Source organism: Marinomonas fungiae (assembly GCF_001418205.1).
GTDB classification, from domain to species: domain Bacteria; phylum Pseudomonadota; class Gammaproteobacteria; order Pseudomonadales; family Marinomonadaceae; genus Marinomonas; species Marinomonas fungiae.
The window spans coordinates 50,278-74,793 of sequence record NZ_LIQF01000014.1; the positions used below are offsets into that span (position 1 = coordinate 50,278).

General features: G+C 45.3%; 20 protein-coding genes. 10 read left to right on the forward strand and 10 right to left on the reverse strand.

All coding sequences use genetic code 11. The features are described from left to right. The first annotated feature begins 5 nt into the window (after positions 1-5). Together ASC49_RS16500 and ASC49_RS16505 are read left to right on the forward strand one after the other, a co-directional pair. Positions 6-1,370 (forward strand): TRAP transporter large permease, encoded by a 1,365-nt coding sequence (locus ASC49_RS16500; protein ID WP_055464348.1) that lies wholly within the window; start codon positions 6-8, stop codon positions 1,368-1,370. Positions 1,371-1,385: 15 nt separating this feature from the next. Next, on the forward strand, positions 1,386-2,159 hold the full coding sequence (locus ASC49_RS16505; protein WP_055464349.1) for a 3-hydroxybutyrate dehydrogenase: 774 nt from the start codon (positions 1,386-1,388) through the stop codon (positions 2,157-2,159). A gap of 54 nt (positions 2,160-2,213) precedes the next feature. Here the strand turns inward: ASC49_RS16505 and ASC49_RS16510 are convergent, their stop codons facing one another. Then, on the reverse strand, positions 2,214-3,122 hold the full coding sequence (locus ASC49_RS16510; protein ID WP_055464350.1) for a DMT family transporter: 909 nt from the start codon (positions 3,120-3,122) through the stop codon (positions 2,214-2,216). Positions 3,123-3,405: 283 nt separating this feature from the next. Here ASC49_RS16510 and ASC49_RS16515 point away from each other — a divergent pair, with 283 nt between their 5' ends. Next, positions 3,406-4,383, forward strand: a complete 978-nt coding sequence (locus tag ASC49_RS16515) for a DUF1852 domain-containing protein (protein ID WP_055464351.1) — start codon at positions 3,406-3,408, stop codon at positions 4,381-4,383. Positions 4,384-4,411: 28 nt separating this feature from the next. Next, positions 4,412-5,449 carry a methionine synthase gene (locus ASC49_RS16520; RefSeq protein WP_055464352.1) on the forward strand — a complete coding sequence of 346 codons (1,038 nt, stop codon included), beginning with the start codon at positions 4,412-4,414 and terminating at the stop codon, positions 5,447-5,449. A gap of 334 nt (positions 5,450-5,783) precedes the next feature. Here the strand turns inward: ASC49_RS16520 and ASC49_RS16525 are convergent, their stop codons facing one another. The 3 genes from ASC49_RS16525 to gcvA all read right to left on the reverse strand — a co-directional run bounded on the left by ASC49_RS16525 (position 5,784) and on the right by gcvA (position 9,199). Further along, positions 5,784-7,121, reverse strand: a complete 1,338-nt coding sequence (locus ASC49_RS16525) for an MmgE/PrpD family protein (protein WP_072242157.1) — start codon at positions 7,119-7,121, stop codon at positions 5,784-5,786. Between the two features lie 86 nt (positions 7,122-7,207). Further along, positions 7,208-8,179: a tripartite tricarboxylate transporter substrate binding protein gene (locus ASC49_RS16530; RefSeq protein WP_055464354.1), complete on the reverse strand. Its 972-nt coding sequence runs from the start codon at positions 8,177-8,179 to the stop codon at positions 7,208-7,210. Positions 8,180-8,317: 138 nt separating this feature from the next. After that, a complete protein-coding gene (gcvA, locus tag ASC49_RS16535; RefSeq protein WP_055464355.1) occupies positions 8,318-9,199 on the reverse strand; it encodes a transcriptional regulator GcvA in 882 nt (293 codons plus the stop codon). A gap of 147 nt (positions 9,200-9,346) precedes the next feature. On the opposite strand from gcvA, the gene ASC49_RS16540 reads away from it, so the two are divergent. The 4 genes from ASC49_RS16540 to ASC49_RS16555 all read left to right on the forward strand — a co-directional run bounded on the left by ASC49_RS16540 (position 9,347) and on the right by ASC49_RS16555 (position 12,934). Beyond that, positions 9,347-9,742, forward strand: coding sequence for an acyl-CoA thioesterase (locus ASC49_RS16540; protein WP_055464356.1), 396 nt, complete (start codon positions 9,347-9,349; stop codon positions 9,740-9,742). Between the two features lie 210 nt (positions 9,743-9,952). After that, positions 9,953-10,951: a tripartite tricarboxylate transporter substrate binding protein gene (locus ASC49_RS16545; RefSeq protein WP_211262075.1), complete on the forward strand. Its 999-nt coding sequence runs from the start codon at positions 9,953-9,955 to the stop codon at positions 10,949-10,951. A 133-nt stretch (positions 10,952-11,084) separates the two neighbouring features. Then, entirely contained in the window at positions 11,085-12,278 is a 1,194-nt protein-coding gene (locus tag ASC49_RS16550) for a CaiB/BaiF CoA transferase family protein (RefSeq protein ID WP_055464357.1), read from the forward strand. Between the two features lie 137 nt (positions 12,279-12,415). Further along, on the forward strand, positions 12,416-12,934 hold the full coding sequence (locus ASC49_RS16555; RefSeq protein WP_055464358.1) for a hypothetical protein: 519 nt from the start codon (positions 12,416-12,418) through the stop codon (positions 12,932-12,934). 78 nt (positions 12,935-13,012) lie between these two features. Here ASC49_RS16555 and ASC49_RS16560 read toward each other — a convergent pair whose 3' ends face one another. From ASC49_RS16560 to ASC49_RS16580, 5 genes are all read right to left on the reverse strand, one after another. Then, on the reverse strand, positions 13,013-14,053 hold the full coding sequence (locus ASC49_RS16560) for an AbrB family transcriptional regulator (protein WP_055464359.1): 1,041 nt from the start codon (positions 14,051-14,053) through the stop codon (positions 13,013-13,015). A gap of 143 nt (positions 14,054-14,196) precedes the next feature. Continuing rightward, complete coding sequence (gene pcaF / locus ASC49_RS16565; protein WP_055464360.1) at positions 14,197-15,408, reverse strand: 3-oxoadipyl-CoA thiolase; 1,212 nt, start codon at positions 15,406-15,408, stop codon at positions 14,197-14,199. 19 nt (positions 15,409-15,427) lie between these two features. Further along, complete coding sequence (locus ASC49_RS16570; protein WP_055464361.1) at positions 15,428-17,470, reverse strand: 3-hydroxyacyl-CoA dehydrogenase NAD-binding domain-containing protein; 2,043 nt, start codon at positions 17,468-17,470, stop codon at positions 15,428-15,430. Positions 17,471-17,481: 11 nt separating this feature from the next. Next, a complete protein-coding gene (locus ASC49_RS16575; protein ID WP_245624747.1) occupies positions 17,482-19,575 on the reverse strand; it encodes an acetate--CoA ligase family protein in 2,094 nt (697 codons plus the stop codon). After that, a complete protein-coding gene (locus ASC49_RS16580; protein ID WP_055464377.1) occupies positions 19,575-20,369 on the reverse strand; it encodes an enoyl-CoA hydratase/isomerase family protein in 795 nt (264 codons plus the stop codon). Before ASC49_RS16580 ends, ASC49_RS16575 begins: the two co-directional genes overlap by 1 nt. A 391-nt stretch (positions 20,370-20,760) precedes the next feature. On the opposite strand from ASC49_RS16580, the gene ASC49_RS16585 reads away from it, so the two are divergent. After that, complete coding sequence (locus ASC49_RS16585; protein WP_055464362.1) at positions 20,761-21,249, forward strand: tripartite tricarboxylate transporter TctB family protein; 489 nt, start codon at positions 20,761-20,763, stop codon at positions 21,247-21,249. 9 nt (positions 21,250-21,258) lie between these two features. Continuing rightward, positions 21,259-22,740 (forward strand): tripartite tricarboxylate transporter permease, encoded by a 1,482-nt coding sequence (locus ASC49_RS16590; protein ID WP_055464363.1) that lies wholly within the window; start codon positions 21,259-21,261, stop codon positions 22,738-22,740. Positions 22,741-23,103: 363 nt separating this feature from the next. On the opposite strand, the gene ASC49_RS16595 is transcribed toward ASC49_RS16590, so the two are convergent. Next, positions 23,104-24,507: a sigma-54-dependent transcriptional regulator gene (locus tag ASC49_RS16595; RefSeq protein WP_055464364.1), complete on the reverse strand. Its 1,404-nt coding sequence runs from the start codon at positions 24,505-24,507 to the stop codon at positions 23,104-23,106. Between the last annotated feature and the right edge of the window lie 9 nt (positions 24,508-24,516).

Consider the following 24,516-nt stretch of genomic DNA (forward strand, 5'->3'; position numbering starts at 1 on the left):
CAAACATGTTTGAAACATATGAAATTCTCGTTATGGCAATGCTAGGAAGCTTCATTGCCCTGATCTTCACCGGTTTTCCTGTGGCCTGGATTTTGGCTGGGTTAGCCGTAGTCTTTAGCTGCGTAGGTATCATTGGCTACGAGTACCTTGATTGGGACACTTACTACATGACCAATTGGCGTATATACGGCACCTTTGTGCAACGTATCTACGCACAAATGAGTAATTGGGTGCTCGTGGCATTGCCCATGTTTATCTTTATGGGACTGATGCTGGAACGCTCTGGTGTCGCCGAAAAGTTAATGGTCAACTTTGTTCGACTGTTTGGCCGTTTTCGTGGTGGTTTAGGCGTTTCCGTTATCTTGATTGGCATTCTTTTCGCCGCTTCCACAGGCATCGTAGGTGCATCCGTGGTGCTGCTTGCGATGCTGTCTATGCCTGTCATGCTGCAACAGAACTATTCTAAATCCTTTGCCAGTGGCATTGTCGCCTCTTCTGGCACATTGGGGATTTTGATCCCCCCTAGCATCATGTTGATCATTATGGCGGATCAGCTGTCGCTTTCTGTTGGCAACCTCTTTATGGGAGCCTTGATACCAGGACTGATGCTGGGCTTTTTGTATATTGCTTACGTCATTTCTAGCGCATTTCTGAACCCGAAATCTTGTGAGTTACCCACGGATTTACCGCCTGTTACTTGGGGCCTTATCAAAGAAACCTTGCTTGCGGTATTACCACCTTTAGGCTTGATCTTAGCGGTGCTTGGCTCTATTTTCCTAGGCATTGTCTCTCCTACCGAAGCAGCAGGCGTTGGTGCTTTGGGAGCCACCCTGCTCGCGATCGTGAATAAGCGTTTTTCGTTTGAAATGCTGGCCGATGTTTGTCGTCGAACCACAGTCACTACGTCGTTTGTATTCGGCATCTTCCTAGGGGCAACCGCCTTTGCTGTGGTGCTACGTACCCTTGGTGGTGATGAGTTCATCAGTGAAATGCTGCAAAGTATCCCGCTGTCTGCGGCGGGTATTGTGATCGTAATTTTGCTAATTACCTTCGTGGCAGGCTTCTTCCTAGATTGGTTAGAAATCAGTTTGATTTTACTGCCATTAGTCGGTCCTGTTGTGGTCGAGTTGGGCTTTGACTTGGTGTGGTTTGTGATTTTGTTCGCGCTGGCATTACAAACCTCTTTCTTAACGCCTCCGGTCGGGTTCTCACTGTTTTATCTAAAAGGTGTCGCACCACCAAATGTCACCACTCTTGATATCTACAAAGGTGTCATTCCATTTATTTTAATTCAGCTTTTAGCGGTCAGTTTGGTGTTTTACTTCCCAGATATTGTGCTGTGGCTGCCTCAATCGATGTATGGGAATTAATTTAAGAGAATCGTTATGAAACATAAAACCGTTTTAATTACTGGCGCAGCCAGTGGAATTGGCCTTGAAATCGCACTAGCGTTCCTTAAACAAGGCGCCAATGTTGCCATTATCGACTTTAACCAAACTGCTTTGGATCAAGTCGCTAGGGATCTGACCCGTTTCTCCACACAGCTTTGTTTATTGCAGAGTGACGTCACGGATGAAGTGCATTTTGAAAATGCGATGGATCGAGCCATTGAGCACTTTGGCAAAGTAGACATTTTGATCAACAACGCAGGCATTCAACATGTGGCACCGATTGAAGAGTTCCCTACTGAGCGCTATCGACAGTTAATCGACATCATGCTAATTGCTCCGTTTGTTGCCATTAAGAAACTAATGCCATTAATGAAGGAACAAGGCTTTGGCCGTATTATCAATATGGCGTCAATCAACGGTCTAATCGGCTTCGCTGGAAAAGCGGGCTATAACTCGGCAAAACATGGTGTCATTGGTCTTACTAAAGTTGCAGCTTTGGAAGCGGCTCATTACGGTGTGACGGTCAACGCACTATGCCCAGGCTACGTGGACACCCCGTTGGTTCGCAACCAGCTCAAAGACTTAGCCAGCACTCGCGGTGTCGCTCTAGAAGAAGTTTTAGAAGAGGTTATCTGGCCTTTGGTGCCACAAAAGCGATTATTGGATGTGGAAGAGATCTCGGACTACTGCTTGTATTTGACCAGCGCCTCCGCGAAAGGCATCACCGGTCAAGCCGTTGTTATTGATGGTGGCTATACTTGCCAATAGTTTTTAGGCATAGGGGACATCTTACTGCCAAAGGTAAGGCGTCCCATAGCAGAATTATAGGGAGTCAACTGAGCGCTTTCTTAGCCTTGGTCGATACTCACTGATCAGCAGACCTAACACTACAAACACGCCGCCCAACATTGCCACTGCAGGTAAGCGCTCTCCTGCAATGCGACCAATGATGCCGGCCCAAACAGGCTCGCCAGCATAAATAATAGCAGCGGTAGAGGAATCCACACTGCGTTGCGCCCAGTTCATAGTAAGCTGAATACAAGCACTGGCTAAACTCAGTCCACCAATGATGCCCACTAACGCCCAAGAGAAATCAGGAAACGCAGTCTCCCCGACGATTGGCATACTGATAAAGGCAAAAACAGCGGCAAAAAACAGCTGCAAAATCGTGACATTTTTAAGGTTAACACTTGGGGCAAAGTGGCTAATCAGAATGATCTCAATGGCCAAAGCAATCGTGCTTAGGGCGGTAATGATGTGACCAAAGTTCATGGATTGTGAGCTGGAACCACCGCCAGAAAGCACCACTAATCCCATAAATGCCACTAATGCTCCGATACACGTCATGTAATGCGGGACTTTTTTGAACACCAAAAACAAGATAAATGGCACTAAAGGAACATAAAGGGCCGTAATAAATGCTGACTCACTACTGGTGATGTATTGCATCCCCACGGTTTGAGAACCATAGCCCGCAGTAATAGAGAGCCCTATGGCTATTGCAGCAATCAGATCAGCTTTTGTCGTACGTCTTAGCGATTCGAATGACAATATCCCAATGACCAACGACGCCATCAGGAATCGGCAAGCGACAAAAAACATAGGAGAGCTTAGCGTTATGCCAAATTTCACCACCACAAACGTCCCACCCCAGACCACTGTCACCATGAACAACGCGGTTTTAGGGCCTATCCAGCGGGCCAACCATAGCAAGACTGTGTTTTGAAACATTAAGAGCGCTCTTGTACATTTTTGTAATATGACGCACAAGCTATCACAGCAACAATTCACAGATAAAGCATGTGTTAGTCGAAATAAGTTAGGCTTAATAGTTCGTCCAAGAAACAAACATTAAATAAATTCACCAAAACCTGAATATCTCAAATTTTACTCATAGTAAATCATTCTATACAGTGCCCTTATACATCGTTGCTGTTAAGCCACTTGGGAGAACCCCCAAGCAGGCAAGGACAAACCGGGAGTCCCTCCCAACAAGATAGGATGACAGATCACTATGAGCCACGAATTTACTTACTCAATTTCGAAAATTCGCTTTGACGAAGACTACCAACCTTCAGCAAAAACACGCATCACCACCAACTTCGCTAACCTAGCGCGAGGTGAGCGTCGCCAGCAAAACTTGCGAGATACTTTGAGTATGATGAATAACCGCTTTAATACGCTGGCTCATTGGGACAACCCTACTGGCAACCGTTATGCCCTTGAGCTTGATATCGTGTCGGTTGACATCGACATTGAAGGCAAAGGCGAAACTTTTCCTAGTATAGAAGTGCTAAAAACCACGATTATTGATCAGCAAACCAATGAACGTATCGATGGACTGATTGGCAATAACTTCTCATCCTATGTGCGCGACTATGATTTTAGTGTGGTACTGCCTGAGCACAATAAAGGTCAGACCGACTTTAGCGTCCCTGAAGACTTTGGCGCGTTGCATGGCAAGATCTTCCAGCACTTTGTGCGCTCTGACGTTTACAAGACAAACTTTAAAAAGTTGCCCGTTATTTGCTTAAGTGTGTCAGAAACCAAAACCTACCAACGCACGGAAAACAAGCACCCTATTCTTGGCTACGAGTATGTGCCTAATGAATCATCGCTGACCGAAGCTTACTTTAAGAAAATGGGGCTGCAGGTGCGCTACTTTATGCCTGCCAACAGTGCGGCACCGCTAGCGTTTTACTTCTACGGTAACCTATTAAACGATTACACCAATTTAGAGCTGATTGGCACGATCAGTACCATGGAGACTTTCCAGAAGATCTATCGCCCAGAGATCTACAATGCCAATGCAGCAGCGGGTGAGCGCTTTAAACCTAGCCTAAAACATCCTGATCACTCGTTAACACAGATTCAATATGACCGCGAAGAGCGCAGCCAATTAGCTGCAAAACAAGGAAAGTTTACTGAGGAGCACTTTATTAAACCTTATCAAACAATTCTTGAACAATGGTCCAGAAATATTGCCCTTTAAAAATCGATAAGGAAAAGAGCTACTCATTATGAAAACATTACTCCCGACTTCTACCGCTGGCAGCCTGCCAAAACCTTCTTGGCTAGCAGAACCCGAAACACTGTGGTCGCCATGGAAACTTGCTGGCGATGAACTGATTGCAGCCAAGCAAGACGCTCTGCGCGTGGCATTACAAGAGCAAAGTCTTGCCGGAACAGACATCGTTAGCGATGGCGAACAAACGCGCCAGCATTTTGTTACGACCTTTATCGAGCACCTCAACGGTGTCGATTTCGCAAATCGTAAAACCGTGAAGATCCGTGATCGCTACGACGCTAGCGTGCCAGTGGTCGTAAGCGAAGTATCACGACAAAAACCTGTCTTTGTCGAGGATGCTAAGTTCTTACGCCAACAAACCAAACAACCGATCAAATGGGCGCTACCGGGCCCTATGACGATGGTTGATACCCTGTATGACGACCATTACCACAGTCGTGAAAAGCTCGCTTGGGAATTCGCCAAGATTCTTAATCAGGAAGCGAAAGAGCTCGAAGCCGTGGGCGTGGATATCATCCAGTTTGATGAGCCAGCGTTTAATGTCTTCTTTGAAGAAGTGAATGATTGGGGGATTGCCTGTCTAGAGCGCGCCATTGAAGGTCTCAAATGTGAGACCGCGGTGCATATTTGCTATGGCTACGGCATCAAGGCTAATACAGACTGGAAGAAAACATTAGGCTCGGAATGGCGTCAGTACGAAGAGATTTTCCCTAAACTACAAGCGTCTAATATCGACATTATCTCGTTGGAGTGTCACAACTCACATGTACCCATGGAGCTGATGGAGTTAGTCCGAGGCAAAAAAATCATGGTCGGCGCCATCGACGTCGCCACCAATACCATCGAAACACCTGAAGAAGTAGCGACCACACTTCGAGAAGCCCTGAAATACGTGGATGCTGACAAGCTTTACCCATGCACCAATTGTGGCATGGCCCCTCTTTCACGCGAAGTGGCTCGCGGCAAGCTCCAAGCACTTAGCGCTGGGGCTGAAATTATTCGTAACGAACTAGCCACTTCAAACGATTGATATAAATTTAAGAAACAAAAAGACGCCCTTGGGCGTCTCAGGCTTGATAATAAAATCCTCGCCTTCGTGCGGGGATTTTTATAATAGCCTCATGCTTGAAGAACGCCCCTACAGATATCTCCTATGTTAATAAACTCCGTTTGTTAACAAGATCAAACACCAATCACTTTTCGGAAAGTTTTCCCTCATTGCGAGCTTATATTCATTAGAAAGCCCGCCTCAGGTTCCTGACAAAATGATATGACATTGAAGCTATCCGCCTAAGCAGACAAAAATCAAAGCACTCTAAACTAACGAGTGTTAATAGAGGTACTTATACTTTCGTTAGGACATCCTAAAAACGGAATATAGCAATGGGAACATCCTCTGAATTTAATACGCTATCCTCTAACAGAATTTGTTGACTTTCAGTAAGTATGCCTTGTGTTAACTCTCGGTATTTCTCCACTAACTCCGCATCACTGAGAGGATCTTCAGGATCTCCTTTACGAGTTTTCTGATGATGCTCAATCAGGCTTCCATTGCTCAAAGTAATGATCACTTTTGCCGATCTCACACTAGGGTATAAAGCACTCAGGCCTTCATCTCGGTGAACCTTAATCCGTTTCGCAAACTCCCGAATATCTTGGCGCTGTAAAGTTTCTTCACTAAAAGCATGCAGACGAGCTTTACCCGTCAAACAGTGAACCGCGACGCAATACTGCAAACTAAAACGAGCCTGCTGGGCATCATCTGGGAAGGGACGATCACACATTTTTTTGGTTGCATCGTACCCGTACACATCTATGGATTGAATATCAGCATAAGTAAGTTGGTACTTTTTCAAAACATGTCCAACTCCATCAATAGCTGGGAATATATGCCCACAACAACCATGATTCTTGATGGTCATTCTAGTGATAGGAGTCCAGTCGTACATGCCATCAAAGGCTTTATCCCAATTTACCGTCGCCTCAGTCGTCGCATTGGCCCAGCCATACAATCCACTCAAGCTATCAATGGAGGTTTCTACACCCGCCAATGCTGACTTGCCCGCTAGAATTCCAGCTTGAGCCGCATGACCTGCATGTAGTGCTTTTGTCATGCCTTTCCCTTGTAGATTAGCTTGATGTCCGCCAGCAAAACTACTAGCAATGCCTATGGCGTGCATGATCTGCTCTTGAGTTCCTGATGCCAACATTACAGTTGCCACAGCAGCACCAATCGTGCCCACGGTCGAAGTTGTGTGCCAATACTTATAATGCGCTGGCTGGATAGCCAATGCTAAGCGGCACCCTACTTCATAGCCTGCAATAATGGAGCGATGTAAAACGTCAAGCGAAACGGCTTCTTGCTGAGCAACCGCAAGCGCGGCCGAAATAGTCGGGCTACCTGGATGATAGCCGCCGTCTTTGAAAATATCATCGAACTCTACAGTGTGACTGGCCACCCCATTGATGAAAGCAGCATAACTTGCCGAAACATAATCACTATCCACATAGGAATAAGCTTTACCTACCCCTTTGTCTAGAACATCTTTTAATTCAGTACAAGGACTTCTTATTGCGCCCGGTAATGTTGTTGCATACCAATCTAATAATACTCGCCGGGTAGCCCTTAAAACATCGTCAGACAATGAACAATGCTGCCAGTGAAAGGCTAATTCAGATAGTTCAATAATTGGATTTTTCAAGTAAAACTCCAAAAAGCAAATGTTAATAATCTTTTGACTCTAGTAAAAAGAAAAAAGGGCGTAGCTGCCCTTTTCTTTTTATTTAATTATTCAATAACGCCTGCTTTCTTTAGATTGTATTCCGCCAACTCTGAAATTCGATTAGCGGCTTTGTAATACTCAACTGGACCTAGCCAAGAGTCAATAACCCCTGAGTTTCTCGCATAGGTTTGATAATCCTCATCCAACATCGCTTTATGGAATGCATCAGCAATTTGCTCCTGTGTTTCTTCAGGGATGCCTTTAGGTCCAAATACTCCTCGTAACTGCACCCAGCTGTTATCAACGTTATAACCTTGATCTGAGAAGGTTTTGATACTCTCATAACCATCTAGAGGCTGCATGCCATGAACCCCTAAGCCCTTAATTCGGCCAGCATCAAAGAAAGATTTCGCACCGCCCAGACTCGACATACCAACGTCAATATGCCCACCAAGTAAAGCTGCAACAATATCTGGCGTAGAGTTAAACGCGACCCAGTTAAGCTCCACACCCGCCGCTTCAGCATACATACTCATACTAATGTATTGAGTCGACCCAACAGGACCAAAGCCTCCTACATTAATCGTGCGTTTTTTAGCGGCTTGTTCTAGATCCTTAAGATCATTTAAATCTGAATCGGCACGAACATACATTAAATTCTGGTCTTCTTGGGTCGTTGCAATCCAAGAAAAATCATCTAAGGCGAATGTTCCTTTTAAGTTATCCACCATACCGGTGAAATGAGAAAGCGTGTTAATGCCTAATGTTTGACCATCAGGCTTCGCTGAACGTACACGCGCCATCTGCGAAGCACCACCGCCACCAGGAGAGTTGACTACAATAATATTCTCGCCAATCTGAGGCTCAAGCGATTTTGCTAAGGTACGAATAAAGATATCGGACGACCCGCCAGCCTTAGTATGCATATAAATGGTGACAGGGCCATTAGGCCACTTTTCCTCTGCTATAGCACCTAAACTAACGGTTGCTACGACTGTAGCTACGGCGACTTTACCTAAGATTGATTTTATAGACATGCTATTACCTTCTTTCTTTTTATAAGTGGTTTTACGAACACTATGATCGTCTCACCGTTGCATCATCCATAAAACTAAATATATGTAAGGCCTGCCCTAACTTTTAATCACTTTTCTCTCTTTTGATCGTTAGAATCACTACCTTTCCATTGTCTCTCTTATCCACTTGAGAAACTTCAGCAGTGCATCACTGGGTGATGCTTTGTTAGACCAAACAAGATAATAGCTTTCTCCTGGCTTGTAAGATTCAGGGAAAGGCGACACCAACTGGCCTTTCTCAATCATTCCTTCAACAAACACTTTCACTGCCAATGCCACTCCCATACCCATAGAAGCCGCCTCATAAGCGGAAGAAGAATAATCAAAACGAATACCTTTGTGATTATTAAAGGCAATTTTTTTGGAATTAAACCATCCTTCCCAATCATGATTACGCGCCAATGAATGTAATAAAGTCACACCTTGAAGATCCTCTGGTTTTGAGATTTGGTGGTTCTCTAGAAATTCAGGGCTGCATACGGGAATAAGCTCGATATCAACAAGCTTCTCGGCATGCAATTCTGGCCAATCACCAAATCCTGAGCGTATCGCAGCATCAATATTCTGTGTTTCAAAGTCTACTGGCTTAAGCGACGAAGATATCCGCACTTCAGTCGCTTCAAAACGCTTGTGAAAGTCAGCTAACCTAGGTATTAACCAACGCTGCGAAAAAGTTGTGTAGGACTGTATAGATAAAATGTCTCTACGCCCCCTACGGGAAACCTTTCGTGCCGCATCGGCAATGTCTTGAAAGGCGCTCTCTATCCCATCAAACAGCTCTTTACCTTCATCCGTTAATTCAATACCACGGTGCAAGCGTTTAAAAAGTGCTACTCCCAAATAATCCTCTAAAACTTTGACCTGTCTGCTTACAGCAACTTGCGAAACATTTAAATCTTCTGCTGCTGCGGTCAAACTCAAAAGACGTGCAGCCGATTCAAAGGCTTTGAGGGGGTTAAGTGGTGGCAAAGGCTGTTTCATAATTGACCTACTATCGGTAAGTGTAGGTGGGTATCATTAGCCATAACTTTTTGTTAGTCAAGGTCATTATTGTCAGTCAAATCAGCATAGTAAATCAAAACCAATTGACTAAAATAAAAGCTTCTCAGTATCTAAGCCAAGGTAACTATGTTGCATACTACTATTATCCAGCCAAGATTTTCCGAAACCGATAAGTTAGGACATATCAGTAACACGGTACTTCCTGTGTGGATGGCCGAATCACGATCATCTTTTTGTAGAAGCGCATTAGAAATTACTCAACCTTGGGTAGTTGCTAATATTTCTATCGACTTTGTCAAAGAGATATTCCACGGCGATAACGTTGTGATCACGACATCCGTGCATCGAATTGGCTCTAAATCGATCTCGTTCTATCAAGAAATATTTCAGAACAATACCCTCTGCGCTTTAGGAAAAACCACAGTGGTATGTATCGATGAACATAATAAAAGCTGCTCTGTACCAGAAGAATGCAAAGACAAGCTTTCAGGATATCTTAAATATCAAGATGAAATAGCATAGTAAACTTGACTACCTGATTAGACACAAAAAAGTCACCTCATCACAATACAGATTTAAACAAGGTCATTAAGTAAAAAATACGCCCTCCTAACCTTTGGTCACCCAAGCCATGACTTATGGTCAGTAGCTCATAACTCCATCATCTGAGACTCTTCCAATGGGAAATCCCCTGCTCTTCCAACAAAAATAAACAAGAAGGGAGATCATCACATGATGGTTCAAAAGATATTTAAGAATACGGGAAAATTACTCGGCATTGCGACTATTTCGCTCTCCGCAACGGTTGCAACCAGCTTAGCTTACGCAGAAAGTAACTGGCCCACAGGCCCTGTAAAAATGATTATGCATACGAAAGCCGGTGGCTCTGCGGATGTGTTTATTCGTACACTAGCAAAAAGTCTAGAACCAGAGATTGGACAAGAAATAATCGTCATTAATTCGCCGGGCGGAGGCGGTGCCAGCCAGATGGGCCGCATCCGACCAGCAGAACCCGATGGTCTTACACTCGGTGTAAATACATTAACTCATTTCACCAGCATGCTTACTAACCTAAAAGGCACCTTTTCTATCGATGACTTTTCATGGATTGCCTCCACCCAAGAAGACGCCATTATTTTCTTTGTGAGAGAAAACTCGGATATTCATGACATTAACGATCTGGTGGCTAAAGCTCGAGAAAATAACGGCAATATTAATATTGGAGGCTTTGGACCAATTGGCTCCATGCAAAATATTGGTATGTCCATGTTGGAAAATGCGGCTGACGTAAAATTCAAATGGGTTGGATTTAATGCCACGCCAGACATTATCGCAGCATTATTAGGCGGACATGTGGATGTGGGCATTTCCAATCTCGGTGCATTAAAGTCCTTTTTTGATGCTGACCGCATCAAGGGGCTAGGAGTACTGGGTGAGAAACGTTTAACCGGTCTACCGGATGTCGCCACCCTGACGCAACAAGGCTATGACGTAGATAACAGTTGGCTACAGGTACGCGGCATTTTTGGACCTGCTAACATGCCAATGGAAACACAGCAAAAAATCGCAGATGCCTTCCACAAAGCCATGCAATCTGACAGCTACCAAACATACGCCCGGGCCGCTGGCGTAGAAGACTCGTTAATGGGGCCTGAAGCCTATACCGCCTTTGTCAAAAATATTTCTAAAGTCGCGAAGACTCAATTGGAACAAGCGGGCGTCTTAGAATAAAGACCTCCACTTGGACATAGATATTTCAGCTCGACATACGTCAACAACATGACGGACATGGATGTCTTTAACCAACATGCTTTAAATAACAATTTCAGGCTAGTTTGCCTGCTCGATAAAAGGTCACCTTCCCATGCCAAAAGCATTTGATAAAATTCGCATAATTGACACTACCCACGTTCTGGCGGGTCCATTTGCCAGCTACCAGCTTGCCGTTCTTGGCGCTGAAGTGATTAAGGTAGAATCACCGGATGATCCAGACCAAGCACGCTTGCAAGGCTCGGACAGATCCCTGAACGATATTGGCATGGGCACGGCCTTTATGTCGCAGGCGTCCAACAAAAAAACACTGGCTCTAGACCTCAAAACCGAAGCCGGTAAAGAAGCTATGAAACGCCTGATAGCAACCGCCGATGTGTTTGTTGAAAATTACCGCCCAGGAGCCTTTGATGATCTTGGGTTAGGCTATGAGGAAATGTCTAAGCTAAACCCCAAACTCATTTACTGCTCTATTTCCGCCTTTGGTTCCACTGGTCCACGCCGTGAATTAACCGCTTATGACAATATCATTCAGGGCTTTTCAGGCATGATGGCAATGACCGGTTATGGCGATGGCAAGCCGCTTAAAAGTGGCGCGCCTGTGGTAGATTACGCCACTGGAACAACCGCTGCATTTGCCATTTCTACGGCACTATTCCAGCGTGAACGTGAAGGCGGCAAAGGCCAATTTATCGACGTTTCCATGCTCGAAGTGGCCATGATTCTATACAGTTCTCACATAACCAGTTATATGTGGAATGGCAAGCACCCAGAAGCAAAAGGTAATGCCTACCCCTTCGCGACGATTGGTTGCTATGAAGCCTCTGACGTGCCAATGATGATTGCCGCGTCTAACTTGACACAACAAAAGGCTTTATGGACGGCTCTAGGGCGTGAAGACATGATCAAAACGAACAACAACCAGCGCCTTGATAATCATGCAGAAGAAGCGGCAGTGTTAGCCGACATCATTAAGACTCAAACTGCCGATTATTGGGAAGAGTTTCTCAACAAGAAACGAGTACCAGCGGCACGTATTCGTCGTATGGAAGAAGTCATGACCGACCCACAAGTGGCTGCTCGACAAGCAATACAAGCACTTAATGATCCAGACAGCCAAGTGAATGGCTTAAAAGTGCCAGTCTCTGCATTTAAGTTATCCAGCAGTCCAGCAGAAGTAAATAAAGCACCACAACCCGTTGGCGCACAAAGTGCAGAGCTACTTATGGAGTTAGGGTATTCGGAACAAGAGATTGCCAATATGCGAAAGCAAGGAGCCACTAACTAGCGCCCTATTAAATGTAATGAGATTACATTTTCTATAGGTATCTTGCTTTCTAAGAAGGCGAATGCATTTTAGCCAGTTCGCCTTTTTTACATTGAGTTAATCCCCCATCACGAAACTCTGTATGAGAGGACGCAACAATGATCTATACCGTGGAATGCTCATTCAATAATCCTGCACAAGAAGCAGAATGGAATGCGTTTTATAGTAACGACAAACTACCGGCTCTGATTTCTGTTAACGGCTTCATCACATCTCAACGCTTCATTGCATTAACTGATGGCTGCCCACGCTATCTCGCGATACACAGTATCCGCGCTGTGGAGGTATTAAGCAGCCGACACTACCTGCAAGCTGGCGGTGGCAACTTTGCTAAATGGCAAGAACACATCACAGACTGGCACCGCAACATTTACGATATGCCCGATCAAGCACCAGAAGTGAAAAAAGGCGACTATTTACTTTGTTGCGAAGCGTCATCGCAAGCTTTGCTAGAGCTTGGGCTAAAACCAATTGCGCTAAACGCCATTGCCTTAGATAAACAGCCTGAAAAACGGTGGCTCGCAGTATCAAGCCAGCTCACATTAGATGATATCAAAACTAACCAAGCAAACATTCATGTTTACCAAGCCATGGGGAAACAACTGACTAGCTTTTAACAAGATGAGGTTAACGGATCAATAAAGGCTAAAAGCAATCGATGCGACGGTTAAATTTGGTCATCTTGACGATAAGGGTTAGTTGTCTTGTTTCTTTATGAGCTTTACCATCCAAGGAACATTCGGCAAAATCAGAAAAATACGCATCAAATGAAAAGCTGTTATTAAGGCTACATCATCATGCAAAAACTTAGCTGTTAAGGCCATCTCTGTGACGCTGCCAGGGGCAGATCCAAGCACTAAAGTACGCCAACTGATGTCACTCAATTCCGCAATAATTATCGCCAACATGGCACTGCTAATAATCAACAATCCTGTGGTCGAAATGACACTACCAATCTGCCGCCCTGCCCGTTGGAACAGCGCTCTCTTAAATGTGGAACCTAGCCATGTTCCCAGTAGTATCTGCCCAAATGCTAAGACTTCACTGGGGTAAGGAGATAGAGGCAGCACATCTGTAGCAGAAGCCATTGAAGCAAATGCGAGCGCTCCTAAAAAAAATGGGCTATTGATCCGAAGGAAATAAAATAGGGTACTGGTAAGCACGGCACCAACGGTTAAGCAGAACATACCTAGATATTCATACTCAAACCCGACTAACGCAGAAGTCCTAGAACCAGCGCCATTGATGTAGTACAAAGCTAAAGGGATACAAGTCACAATAGCCGTGATTCTTAGTGTTTGTGCGAAAACGACCACGCCTGTATTGCCACCATACTTTTGGGCAAGGTTCGCCATCTCGACAGGCCCACCTGGCAAACAAGACAAAAAAGCCGTAACGGGGTCACAATTAGAAATTCTTTTTAAAAACAGGGATAGGACGAAGCTAAGCAAAACGGTCGAAATGGCCATGGCTATAATAATACCAACATGATCGAATATAGATCGTAAGGCATCTGATGAGAAATACAGACCAACTTGCGCGGCGATTATAATCTGGCCGATGGGCCGGGTTTTGACCGGAATCTCCACGGCAGTAATGAACATATTAATGATAGCCATGCAGATCAATGGTCCGATCATCCAAGGCAGTGGCAGATTAAATCTCGACGCTGTATACCCTGTTAGCGTTGCTAAACCGTAGCACGCAAAAACCCTAATAATATTGCTAGTTTTCATCGTCACATACTCATTTAAAGTGAGAACTCTAGACTCGCTGCTCTAGTAAACAGGCCTATTGATTGCAACTATCTATATCGCTTTTGAGAGGCAAAAAAGCCAGCCCTAAGGCTGGCAAGACTCTAAACGCGAGGGTGACACGACTAGAATGAAACTCTTTCAATCACCAATGCGATTCCTTGACCAACACCAACACACATGCTGATTAATGCATAGCGTTTATTGGTGCTTTCAAGCTGATTAATCGCGGTTGTTACTAAGCGAGCACCAGAAGCCCCCAGAGGGTGACCAATTGCAATGGCTCCACCATTGGGATTGACTCTCGGATCATCATCTTTCAGGCCAAGCTGTCTGCATACGCCTAATGCCTGCGCGGCAAAGGCTTCATTCAACTCGATCACATCCATTTGCTCTAATGTAAATCCCGTCTGCGCTAGGACTTTATTAATAGCTGGTACAGGCCCCATCCCCATAACACGAGGTGGGACGCCAGCCACCGCCATGCCAAGCACTTTGGCGCGTGGTGTCAGTTGGTAGTCTTTAACCGCTTGATCGTTTGCCATTAACAAAGCACAAGCGCCATCATTAATACCCGAAGCATTGCCCGCAGTGACGGTTCCATCGCTCACGGTAACACTACGAAGGCCTGCCAATGCTTCCATAGAGGTGCTAGGACGTGGGTGCTCGTCTTGACAGATAACCACATCATCTTTCTTTGGATGCGTAATGGTTACAGGAAAAATTTCCTTATCGAAAAAGCCCGCTTGATTAGCCGCATGCCAACGTTGTTGGCTACGGAACGCTAGAGCGTCTTGGTCTTCACGGCTAATTTTTTCTTCCACGGCAACGTTTTCTGCTGTTTGCGGTAACGCATCCACCCCATACATGGCTTCCATTTTTGGGTTTACCAAACGCCAACCTATAGTGGTATCTTCCAAGTTTTGGCTACGATCAAAAGCAGACATGGCCTTCTTCATTACGTAAGGGGAGCGACTCATACTTTCTACGCCACCAGCAATCATAAGGCTGGCCTCACCTAGGCGTAGCGCACGGGCAGCGGAACCAACTGCATCAAGACCAGAGCCGCAAAGGCGGTTGATGGTAGAGCCCGGCACACTATGCGGTAAACCTGCCAACAAACCAGACATACGCGCCACGTTACGGTTATCTTCACCGGCCTGATTGGCACAACCGTAGATAATATCATCCACTTTGGCCCACTCAACCGATGGGTTACGTTTCATCAATTCTTTGATCGGCAAGGCTCCTAGGTCATCGGTACGGATAGAAGACAAGCCCCCCATAAAACGACCGAATGGTGTTCGAATTGCATCGCAAATATAGGCTTCAGCCATTTTTTTACCTGCTAGTATATTAGTTGTTAATCATGGCAATATTGCCGGCTTTATGACCTTTTCCACTGACCTTAGCGAGATGCGCCATGAGAGACTCTAATTCCTCAATAGGCATATTGCGGGCAATGAAAATCGGCCCGCCCTTCCAGCGAGGAAAGCCATAGCCACTGGTTAACGCAATATCAATTTCTTCTGGGGTCGCACAGACCTTTTCCTCTAGCAGGAGCAGCGACTCATTAATGAGACTGGCAATAATTCTCTGCTGAATGTCAGTTTGACTAAAATTAACGGGGCTAATGTTTTTCTCTGCGCGGTAATCATTCACCAGCTCAGCAATAAAAGAGGACGAAGACGGCATACCTTTCTCACCGTAATCGTAATAACCTGCCTGCGTCTTACGTCCCAAACGACCTGCTTCACAAATACGGTCAGGGATTTCTACATAACGGGATAAGTGTCGTGTGCTTTGCATCTGTTGACGCATACGCCAAGCAATATCCAGCCCTGACATGTCCGCCACTTTAAAAGGCCCCATAGCAAAGCCATACGCTTCGATTGCCTGATCAACTTGCTCAGGACTTGCACCCTCTTCAACCAAAAACTCACATTGACGACGGTAAGCCGCATAAATTCGGTTGCCGACAAAGCCCCAAGCGTTCTTAGTGGTGACGGCTTTCTTACCCAGTTTTTTGGCAAACACTTTTACTTTATTAAGAGCGTCTTCGCTGGTGCTATCCAGTTCTACAATCTCTAATAAGGTCATAATGTGCGCTGGACTAAAGAAATGCAGACCTAATACGCGGCTAGGATTAGGAACATTGGCGAAAATTTCCTCTACATCTAGGTAAGAGGTATTGGTCGCCAGCAACACATCCGGGCCAACAAGGTTACCAAGATCGGTAAATAGGGACTTTTTCGCATCAAGGTTTTCAATAATAGCCTCAATCACCAAGTCCACTTCTTTCAAGGAACTAAGTTCACCCGAAGCATGCAGCCGATTGAGACATTGCTCTTTCTGTGCCGCCGTTAGTTTGCCTCGTTTAACTGCGCCTTCAAGCTCTGATACGACATGACTCTTGCCACGTTCAAGGGCGGCGTCATTGATTTCAACCATGAACACTTCATAGCCAGATATCAGGGCATTGATGCAGATACCACTACCCATGGTACCTGCACCGATCACGCCCACCTTGGCAATCGGCTGTTGGGTTGACACTTGTTTACCCAACGCATTTTCAACAAAGAACAGATAACGTAATGCCTTAGCGGGCAAGCTTCTGCGCAGCTGTAAAAAATGCTCTCTTTCCAACGCAACGCCAGCGGCAAAGCTTAAGCTGGATGTTTGAGACATCAAATCCGCAGCCACCTGAGCCGATGGCAAACCTTTAGCGCGCTTGAGTAACCCTTTGGTATGAGCCTGATAAGCATCATGATCGTATCCGGGAATATTACGTTCACTGAGTTTTTGCTTGGTCAAAGGTGCGCCTATTGCGCTAAGAGCCTGTTTAATATCAGCCATTGTATCTTCAGCAATAATGGCCGAGAGCAAACCAATATCTTGCGCTTCTTGAGCCGAAATAGGCTTGCCTGACACAATCATTTCTGTTGCTTTTAGCATACCAACGGCACGAGGAAGACGCTGTGTTCCCCCTGCTCCCGGTACAATACCGACCGATACTTCCGGTAGGCCAAGTTTGGCGTTTTCTACCGCCAGTCGATAATCAGACGCCAAGGCTAACTCTAAACCACCGCCTAAAGTAAAGCCTTTGATAATGGCAACAACAGGTAACGGAAACTGCTCAATGGCGTGAGTCACTTGAGGCAGTGTCGGCTCGGTCGGCTCAAACTCCAGCTCTTTCAAGTCGGCTCCTGCCATCAAGGAACGCCCTTCTCCTCTTAAAATCACCGCCTCAACTTTCTCTTGGTCGATGTTTTCTAAGCAGGAAAGAATCCCTTTTCTAACCGCATCTGTACTGGCATTAACGGGTGGATTATCAATCGAAATCACAGCGAAGGTGTCGACAATTTGCAAAGCGACTGGGTATTGATTAGCTAATGACATCACTCCCCTCCTTAGCTTCTCTCATTGAGAACGAGTACCGCATCCGCAGCAACCACGCCTGCACCCGCTTTCAACACAAATAAGGGGTTTATTTCAGCGGTAACCAGCTCATCTCCTAAGCTCGCAATAAACTCAGAGAAATTCACAATGACCTCAGCTAAGGCCTTGGTATCGCGCAAGTCAGCACCACGGTAACCATCCAATAATGGCCAAGCCACCAGATCACGCATCATTTCCTCAGCCTGTTTGAGGGTTAGCCCTTTGCCTTTCTCAAGCAAACGGATGGTCGTGTCTTTATAAAGCTCAGCGGCCACGCCCCCCGCACCTAACAGTATGGAAACGCCCAGTTCATCACGGTTGGCACCGAGAATAATTTCGTAACCACCGGCCACCATTTCTTCGACAAGAAACACGCTCGGCTCTGTTTTCGTGTGTTTTGCTACGGAACCACGCATCGCAGTTAAGGCTTGACCAATGCTTTGACGATCATTAAATAGAGAAACACCACCAATATCGCTCTTGTGCATCAGCTTAGAATCGAGGACTTTCAGCACCACTGGTGCATTAAGCTCATTAAGTGCGGCTTCTGCTTCTGCTTCGTTGTGAACAATCTTATGAGCTGGTACAGGGATGCCAGCCGCAGCAAACAAAGATTTAGCTTGAGATTCATCGAATACAGATGTTTCAAAAGGCGCTCTGAGGGCAACCTCTTTTGAACCTTGTGCGCTAAGCAACTCAAGCGCTTCAGGTCGAGTGCGGTACAAAGCTTCTAACGCAGCACTGCAACTTTCCGGTGAAGTGAAACTTGGGATATGAGCCGAGTTCAAACGCTTCAACGTATCAGGCGCATTAGGACTCACATAGGTCATCACTGGCTTATTGCTTTTTGGTAAACAATCTTGGATGGCCCCCACCACTAGATCGGGCATAGCTAAACCAGAAGAACCGATGATCACAACCAGCGCATCGTAGCTCTTACTGTCTAATAAGATGGTAATGGCTTTACGCAAGAGATCTGGCTGTAAACCCGCTAAAGTAACATCAATCGGGTTACGATCGAGTACCGTTGGCGTGTCACCTTGTATGTCGCGTAACAACATGGCCGTTTCTTCATCCGGAACTGGTGTTTCAAAGTCCACCATTCCCAAGGCATCGGATACCAGCGTTCCTGCACCACCTGTTGAGGTTAAAATGGCCACTCGACGGCCTAGCATCTTACGGTCGTTACATAAAGCCGCTGGGATATCAATTAGCTCATCAAAGGTATTGGCTCGAATCACCCCTAGCTGTTTAAAGAACGCATCATAAACTCGGTCTTCGCCCGCTAGAGCGCCGGTATGAGAGCTGGCTGCACGAGCCCCCGCTTCAGAGCGGCCAATTTTAAAGGCTACAATAGGCTTGCCTGCACGGCTTGCTTTAAGAGCAGCTTCTCTAAAACGCTCAGGGTTACGAATACTCTCAAGGTAAAGGGCGATGACTTTGGTGTCTTTGTCATCCACAAGATGCTCAACAAAGTCAGCAACTTCTAAATCCACTTCGTTACTGGTGGACACTAGAGACGACAGGCCAATACCCTTACCTGCAGCACGAGACAGCAATGCACCTAATACACCACCGCTTTGCGAGACAACAGCAATATTGCCTACAGGTAAGTCGGACACTTCCAATGCGCCGCTGGCAGATAATGGGATTTTATTAGTGAGGTTAATCAAGCCGATGGTATTTGGCCCAAGAATACGCATCCCCCCTGCGGCATCCAGCAGTTGTTGCTGCATATCTAGACCGTCTTGACCTGCCTCAGCGAAACCACTTGCCAATACGATGGCTGCTTTACAACCTAGTTGGCTCAGTTCTCGTACGGCATCAATGCTGCGTTTAGCGCCTAGCAACACAAGCGCCACATCAGGAGCCGCAGGAATGTCATTAATAGACTGGTAACATTTTAACCCCTGTATTTCGGTCGCTTTTGGATTTACTGGGTAAATGTCTCCGGCAAAGCCATGCTTGAGTAGGTAAGAGACAGGGCGTCCAGAGGTTTTGCTAGGGTCTGCAGAGGCACCAATAACAGCAACACTTTTCGGGTTTAACAAAGCATCCATATGCATTATTTGTCTCCTGCACTGCGCTCAAGAAAAGCTTGAACTGATTGACGATGTTCATGGGATGTATAGCAAATGCCTTGTGCTTTACTGCCCTCGGCAAACACTTGGTGCTCTGACATCTCGTAACTTTTATTGAGGATAGATTTGGTTAGCGCTGTCGCTGTACGCGAGCCAGCACTCATTTCTTCAGCCATCGCAATGGCAACATTAAGCAGATCTTCAGATTCACAAATACGATCCGCAATACCCAGCTCTAAGGCTTCTTTTTGAGCGACTTTACGACCACTAAAAATTAAATCTTTGGCTCTGCTTAAGCCAACTCGGCGTGGTAGGAAATATAAGCCACCAGCATCTGGCACTAGACCGCGAGCGATGTAAGCCCAAGTAAAACTTGCATAAGGTGCCGCAACGACAAAATCACAAGACAAGGCAAAGTCAGCACCAAGTCCCGCAGCGGCACCATTAACCGCTGCAATCGTAGGAATTGGCATATTCAACAGCAGGCTGGCTGCATAATGAACGCCCTGCTGACGATCCCAACCATTAAAACCTACCGTTGCTGGATCGGCTTCCATTCGAATTTTCATGCCTGCAATGTCGCCTCCGGCACAAAATCCTTTGCCTTCGCCTGTCACGACTAACGCTTTAATATCTTTATCCGAACGAATAGCGATTAAATGCTGGACAAGTTCTGCACGCATTGCATCGCTCATAGCATTGCGTTTCTCTGGACGGTTTAATGTTAGAATTGCGATATTGTTTTGGGTTTCAAACTTAACTAATGGAACCTGACTCATAGCAGCCTCGTTTTTGAATTCATTATTTTTGAGGAGGATCAAATCACTATTTGACCAATTGACCTCATAATTCTTATTCAAAAAGACAAGACGCCACAATTGAGAATCCATTAACACAAGCCTAACTAAATGTTAGGTCAAATACCGTCATAGATTTCATAAAAGCATTAAAGATGGCAGCTATAACAAAAAATGTATCAGAACCTAATAAATAGTCAGTTTTGCCACTAACTTTATTAGGTCATAGTTTTCTCGTGGTTATGGCTAAATGAGAAGAATTCCTTACTTGCTTAGTCTTAGAACAATAATAATTCAGCAGTCTTAACCCTGTATGTGCTCGCGAGATACTTGAAATCACGTGCCAAGGGACAAAAAGACGAAGAGGACTACAATGAAAAAAACAATCAGCGCTGCGCTGCTAGAAACACCACTCAAGCTTTCCTTTAGAGGATTAGAGGCGGTGGTTAGTGTGTTACTACTCTCTCTTTCAATACTCTATCTGTTGGAAGCATTGCCATTGCTATCTGTCACTTCCGGAGGGAAAGTAGGTCCAGGCAATTTTCCTCTAGGTATTGCCTGCATTGCTATTGCTCTGACATCTTTGCTTTTGATCATGAGCTTAAGTAAGCGATATGGATTACATGATGCACGTAAGGTGACATTTGATCGAGCTTTATTCGTACTCTTCGGAGCAGTGATCATTATTCTAATTGGTAGTCAGCTAGCTTCCTTAGGAGCATTTTTTGCCCCTTGGATCATGGCGACAGGAATAATGTTTTGCTGTCAAGAAAGAGGACTACGTCTATTAGTCGTTCCACCATGTATAGGTGGCGCAATATACGTTCTGTTCGTACTCGCTCTTGGCGTCTATTTTCCATAGGAACATCACATGATTGACAACTTACTAATAGGGTTTGGCGCGTTTTCAGATCCTCTCGTTTTCATTGGTTTATTAGTTGGTGCATTTTTAGGGTACTTGATTGGAGCGATACCAGGATTAGGCCCTACATTAGGGGTGTCTCTTTTAATTCCATTTACTTATAGCGTTGACCCACTAGTCGCTGTAGTAACCCTTGTTTCTTTGTACGCAGCTGCAGAATACGGTGGTGCGATTTCAGCGATCTTAATTAACTCTCCTGGAACAGCGGCAGCGGTGGCAACTTCTTGGGATGGGTATCCTCTTACTCAACAGGGTAAAGCTGGGCTTGCTTTGAATGTGTCGATCATCTCTTCGGGTATCGGTATCTTTATCAGTACTATCCTACTTTTCTTTACGGCTGTACCTTTATCAGAATTTGCTCTGAATTTCGGTCCGGAAGCCTACTTCTCGCTAGCCGTTATGGGTTTAAGCCTAGTTTCGATCTTTTCAACAGGATCTTTAATTAAAGGTGGTATTGCTATGATGGTGGGCCTTGGCTTAGCAACGATTGGGCTTGATGCTCAATCAGGCGTGCCACGGTTTGCTTTTGACCCTGAGTTTTTTGAAGGTTTACCACTAGTGCCAGCTTTACTAGGGCTATTCGCTCTATCTGAAGTACTGTGTATGATTGAGCAATCCAACACACCTCAGCATGAAAGCAGTAAAATGAGTGGCATTTTTGTTGTTCCTGCAAAGGTCTACTACAATCTGAAACTGACGCTATTGCGCAGCTCTCTTATGGGATATGTAATTGGTATCATTCCAGGTGCAGGGGCCTCCATTGCTTCATTCCTATCCTATGGAATAGCAAAACGAGTATCTAAAACCCCCGAGAAATTCGGTCATGGCAGTTTGGAAGGTATTTCAGCGTCAGAATCAGCAAATAATGCTGCGGTTTCTGGTGCTTTGGCTCCTTTGCTGGCGTTAGGCATTCCAGGTTCCCCAACAACGGCTATAATTATCGGCGCTTTGATGATTCACGGTATTCAGCCTGGTCCATTACTATTTACTATGAACCCTGAAGTACCATTCACCATCTTCGCATCGTTATGGATCAGCGTACCTGTCATGGTGTTGATCGGTCTTTTGGGAGCAAAATATTGGGCTAAAGTTGCGGATGTACCTCGCTCAATCCTTGCTTCAATAGTTGCCTGCATCTGTCTAATGGGCGCATATTCTTCAGAAAACTCAATGTTCCCAGTCTATATCACAATCGCTTTTGGTATTTTGGGCTATGTGTTTCGTAAGGCTGATATCCCTCTCGCGCCAATTGTCCTAGCTCTAGTATTAGGCGAAATGCTTGAGACAAACTTCCGACGTGCGGTGGTTATCTCTGGAGGCGACTATTGGGTATTTTTCCAGAAACCACTATCTCTGATATTACTTTCTATCGCTATCATTTCATTTTTAGTTCCACTTATTAAATGGATAAGAAGAAATAAAAATATTTAAATAGAATGATTAATTATAAAAATATATTTACCTAAAAATGATTAAGAGAAATAAAGTTTAAAAATTAAGCCTCCACATGTTGGAGGCTTTTTTTGGAACATACAAACAAGTCAGAATTTTTTATAACTTCCGATATTCACCAATATCATCCAGCCGAAGTGTTTCAGCTATTGTCATGGAATCAGTTCATTCATACACCCTCAAAAGGGCTCCTTGTCGATTTCACGGCGTTTTCTGGGAATTCAGCATTGTATAAAAATGGGGCTGATTAAGAGTTGGTAGGATTCATAGGTAGTTTAAGTCGGCAAGATTGTCTCATATTACCGACTTAATCGAATATTCCCTTGCTGTTTATAATCATTCTTAAAACTCCAACTGATAACGCTCGATTTTCTTAATTAGCCCCTGACGTGATAGCCCAAGTAGCTTTGCTGCTTGGGTTTTGTTTTGCTCAGTTTTGGTTAGCGCTGCTTGGATCAATGAGATCTCTAACGCCTGAACTTGCTCATCTAACGTGCGTTCTAAGCTAACAATATGAGAAGATGCCTTAGTGGGTTGCGGCACGTTACTAATAGGCTCTGCATTGAGAGCACTGCTATGATGTAAAAGCTGAATATCGGCCAAGGTTATCTCCCCACCCATATTGATCGCAGCGACACTTTCTAGGGTATTTTTCAGCTCCCTGACATTACCAGGCCATGTTTGTTGTCTAAACCATTGCATGGCATCGAAAGATAATTGAAAACGCTTCCCCTGTTTGACTTCAAGGCGGGAAAGAAAGCTTTGCAGCAGGCTAGGAATATCTTTAAGACGCTCGCTTAATGCTTGGGTTTCAATGCTCACGCCCTTAATTCTATAGTAAAGATCCTCTCGAAACTCCCCCAGCTGCACTTGTTGCATTAAGTCCGCATTGGTTGCCGAGACAATACGCACGTCTATTTGTTGCAGTGTACGCCCGCCAACAGGGTAAAAGGTCCCTTCTTGAAGTACTCTGAGCAACTTAATTTGCATAGGTACTGGCATTTCACCTATTTCATCCAGAAATAAGGTACCGCCATCCGCCAGTGCCAAAAGACCTTGCTTATCCTTATCAGCACCTGTGAACGCTCCTTTGACATGGCCAAATAACTCACTTTCAAGAAGTTCCGCTGGAATAGCACCACAGTGGACCGAGATAAATGGTTTTTTAGCCCGCGTACTCAAATCATGTAATGCCCGTGAGATCACTTCTTTACCGGTGCCCGAAGGCCCGGTAACCAGAACCCGTACATCTGTTGGCGCAATGCGTTCTATGAGCGCCCGTATACGTTGTGCACTGGGCGATATTCCAATATATAGCTCTGCACCGGTTGACACAGTATGGCCTTGCAGCCTTTGTACTTCTTTTTCCAAACGAGTTTTGGCCAGCGCCCTTCGCACCACAACGGCTAACATCTCAGGGTCTACGGGCTTAGCAATAAAATCCCATGCCCCTTGTGAAATGGCCTGTAGCGCCAACTCTCGATCCGCGTGCCCAGTAATAATGATCACTGGAGATGCGCCAAACTCAGGCATGCTAAGTAACGTTTTTTGTGGGTCAAAGTACGGAGGTAATGATAAATCCAGCAACACCAAATCTGGCTGTCCATGGATTTTTTTCGCTTCTAATGCCTCTGATAATGAGCCAACGGTTTTGACTTTAAAACCCTGCTGGCTTAACCAACCGCCAGCCAACTCGCGAAAGGCTGGTTCATCATCGACCAATAAGATGTAACCCGTCTCAGACATACTGCTTTT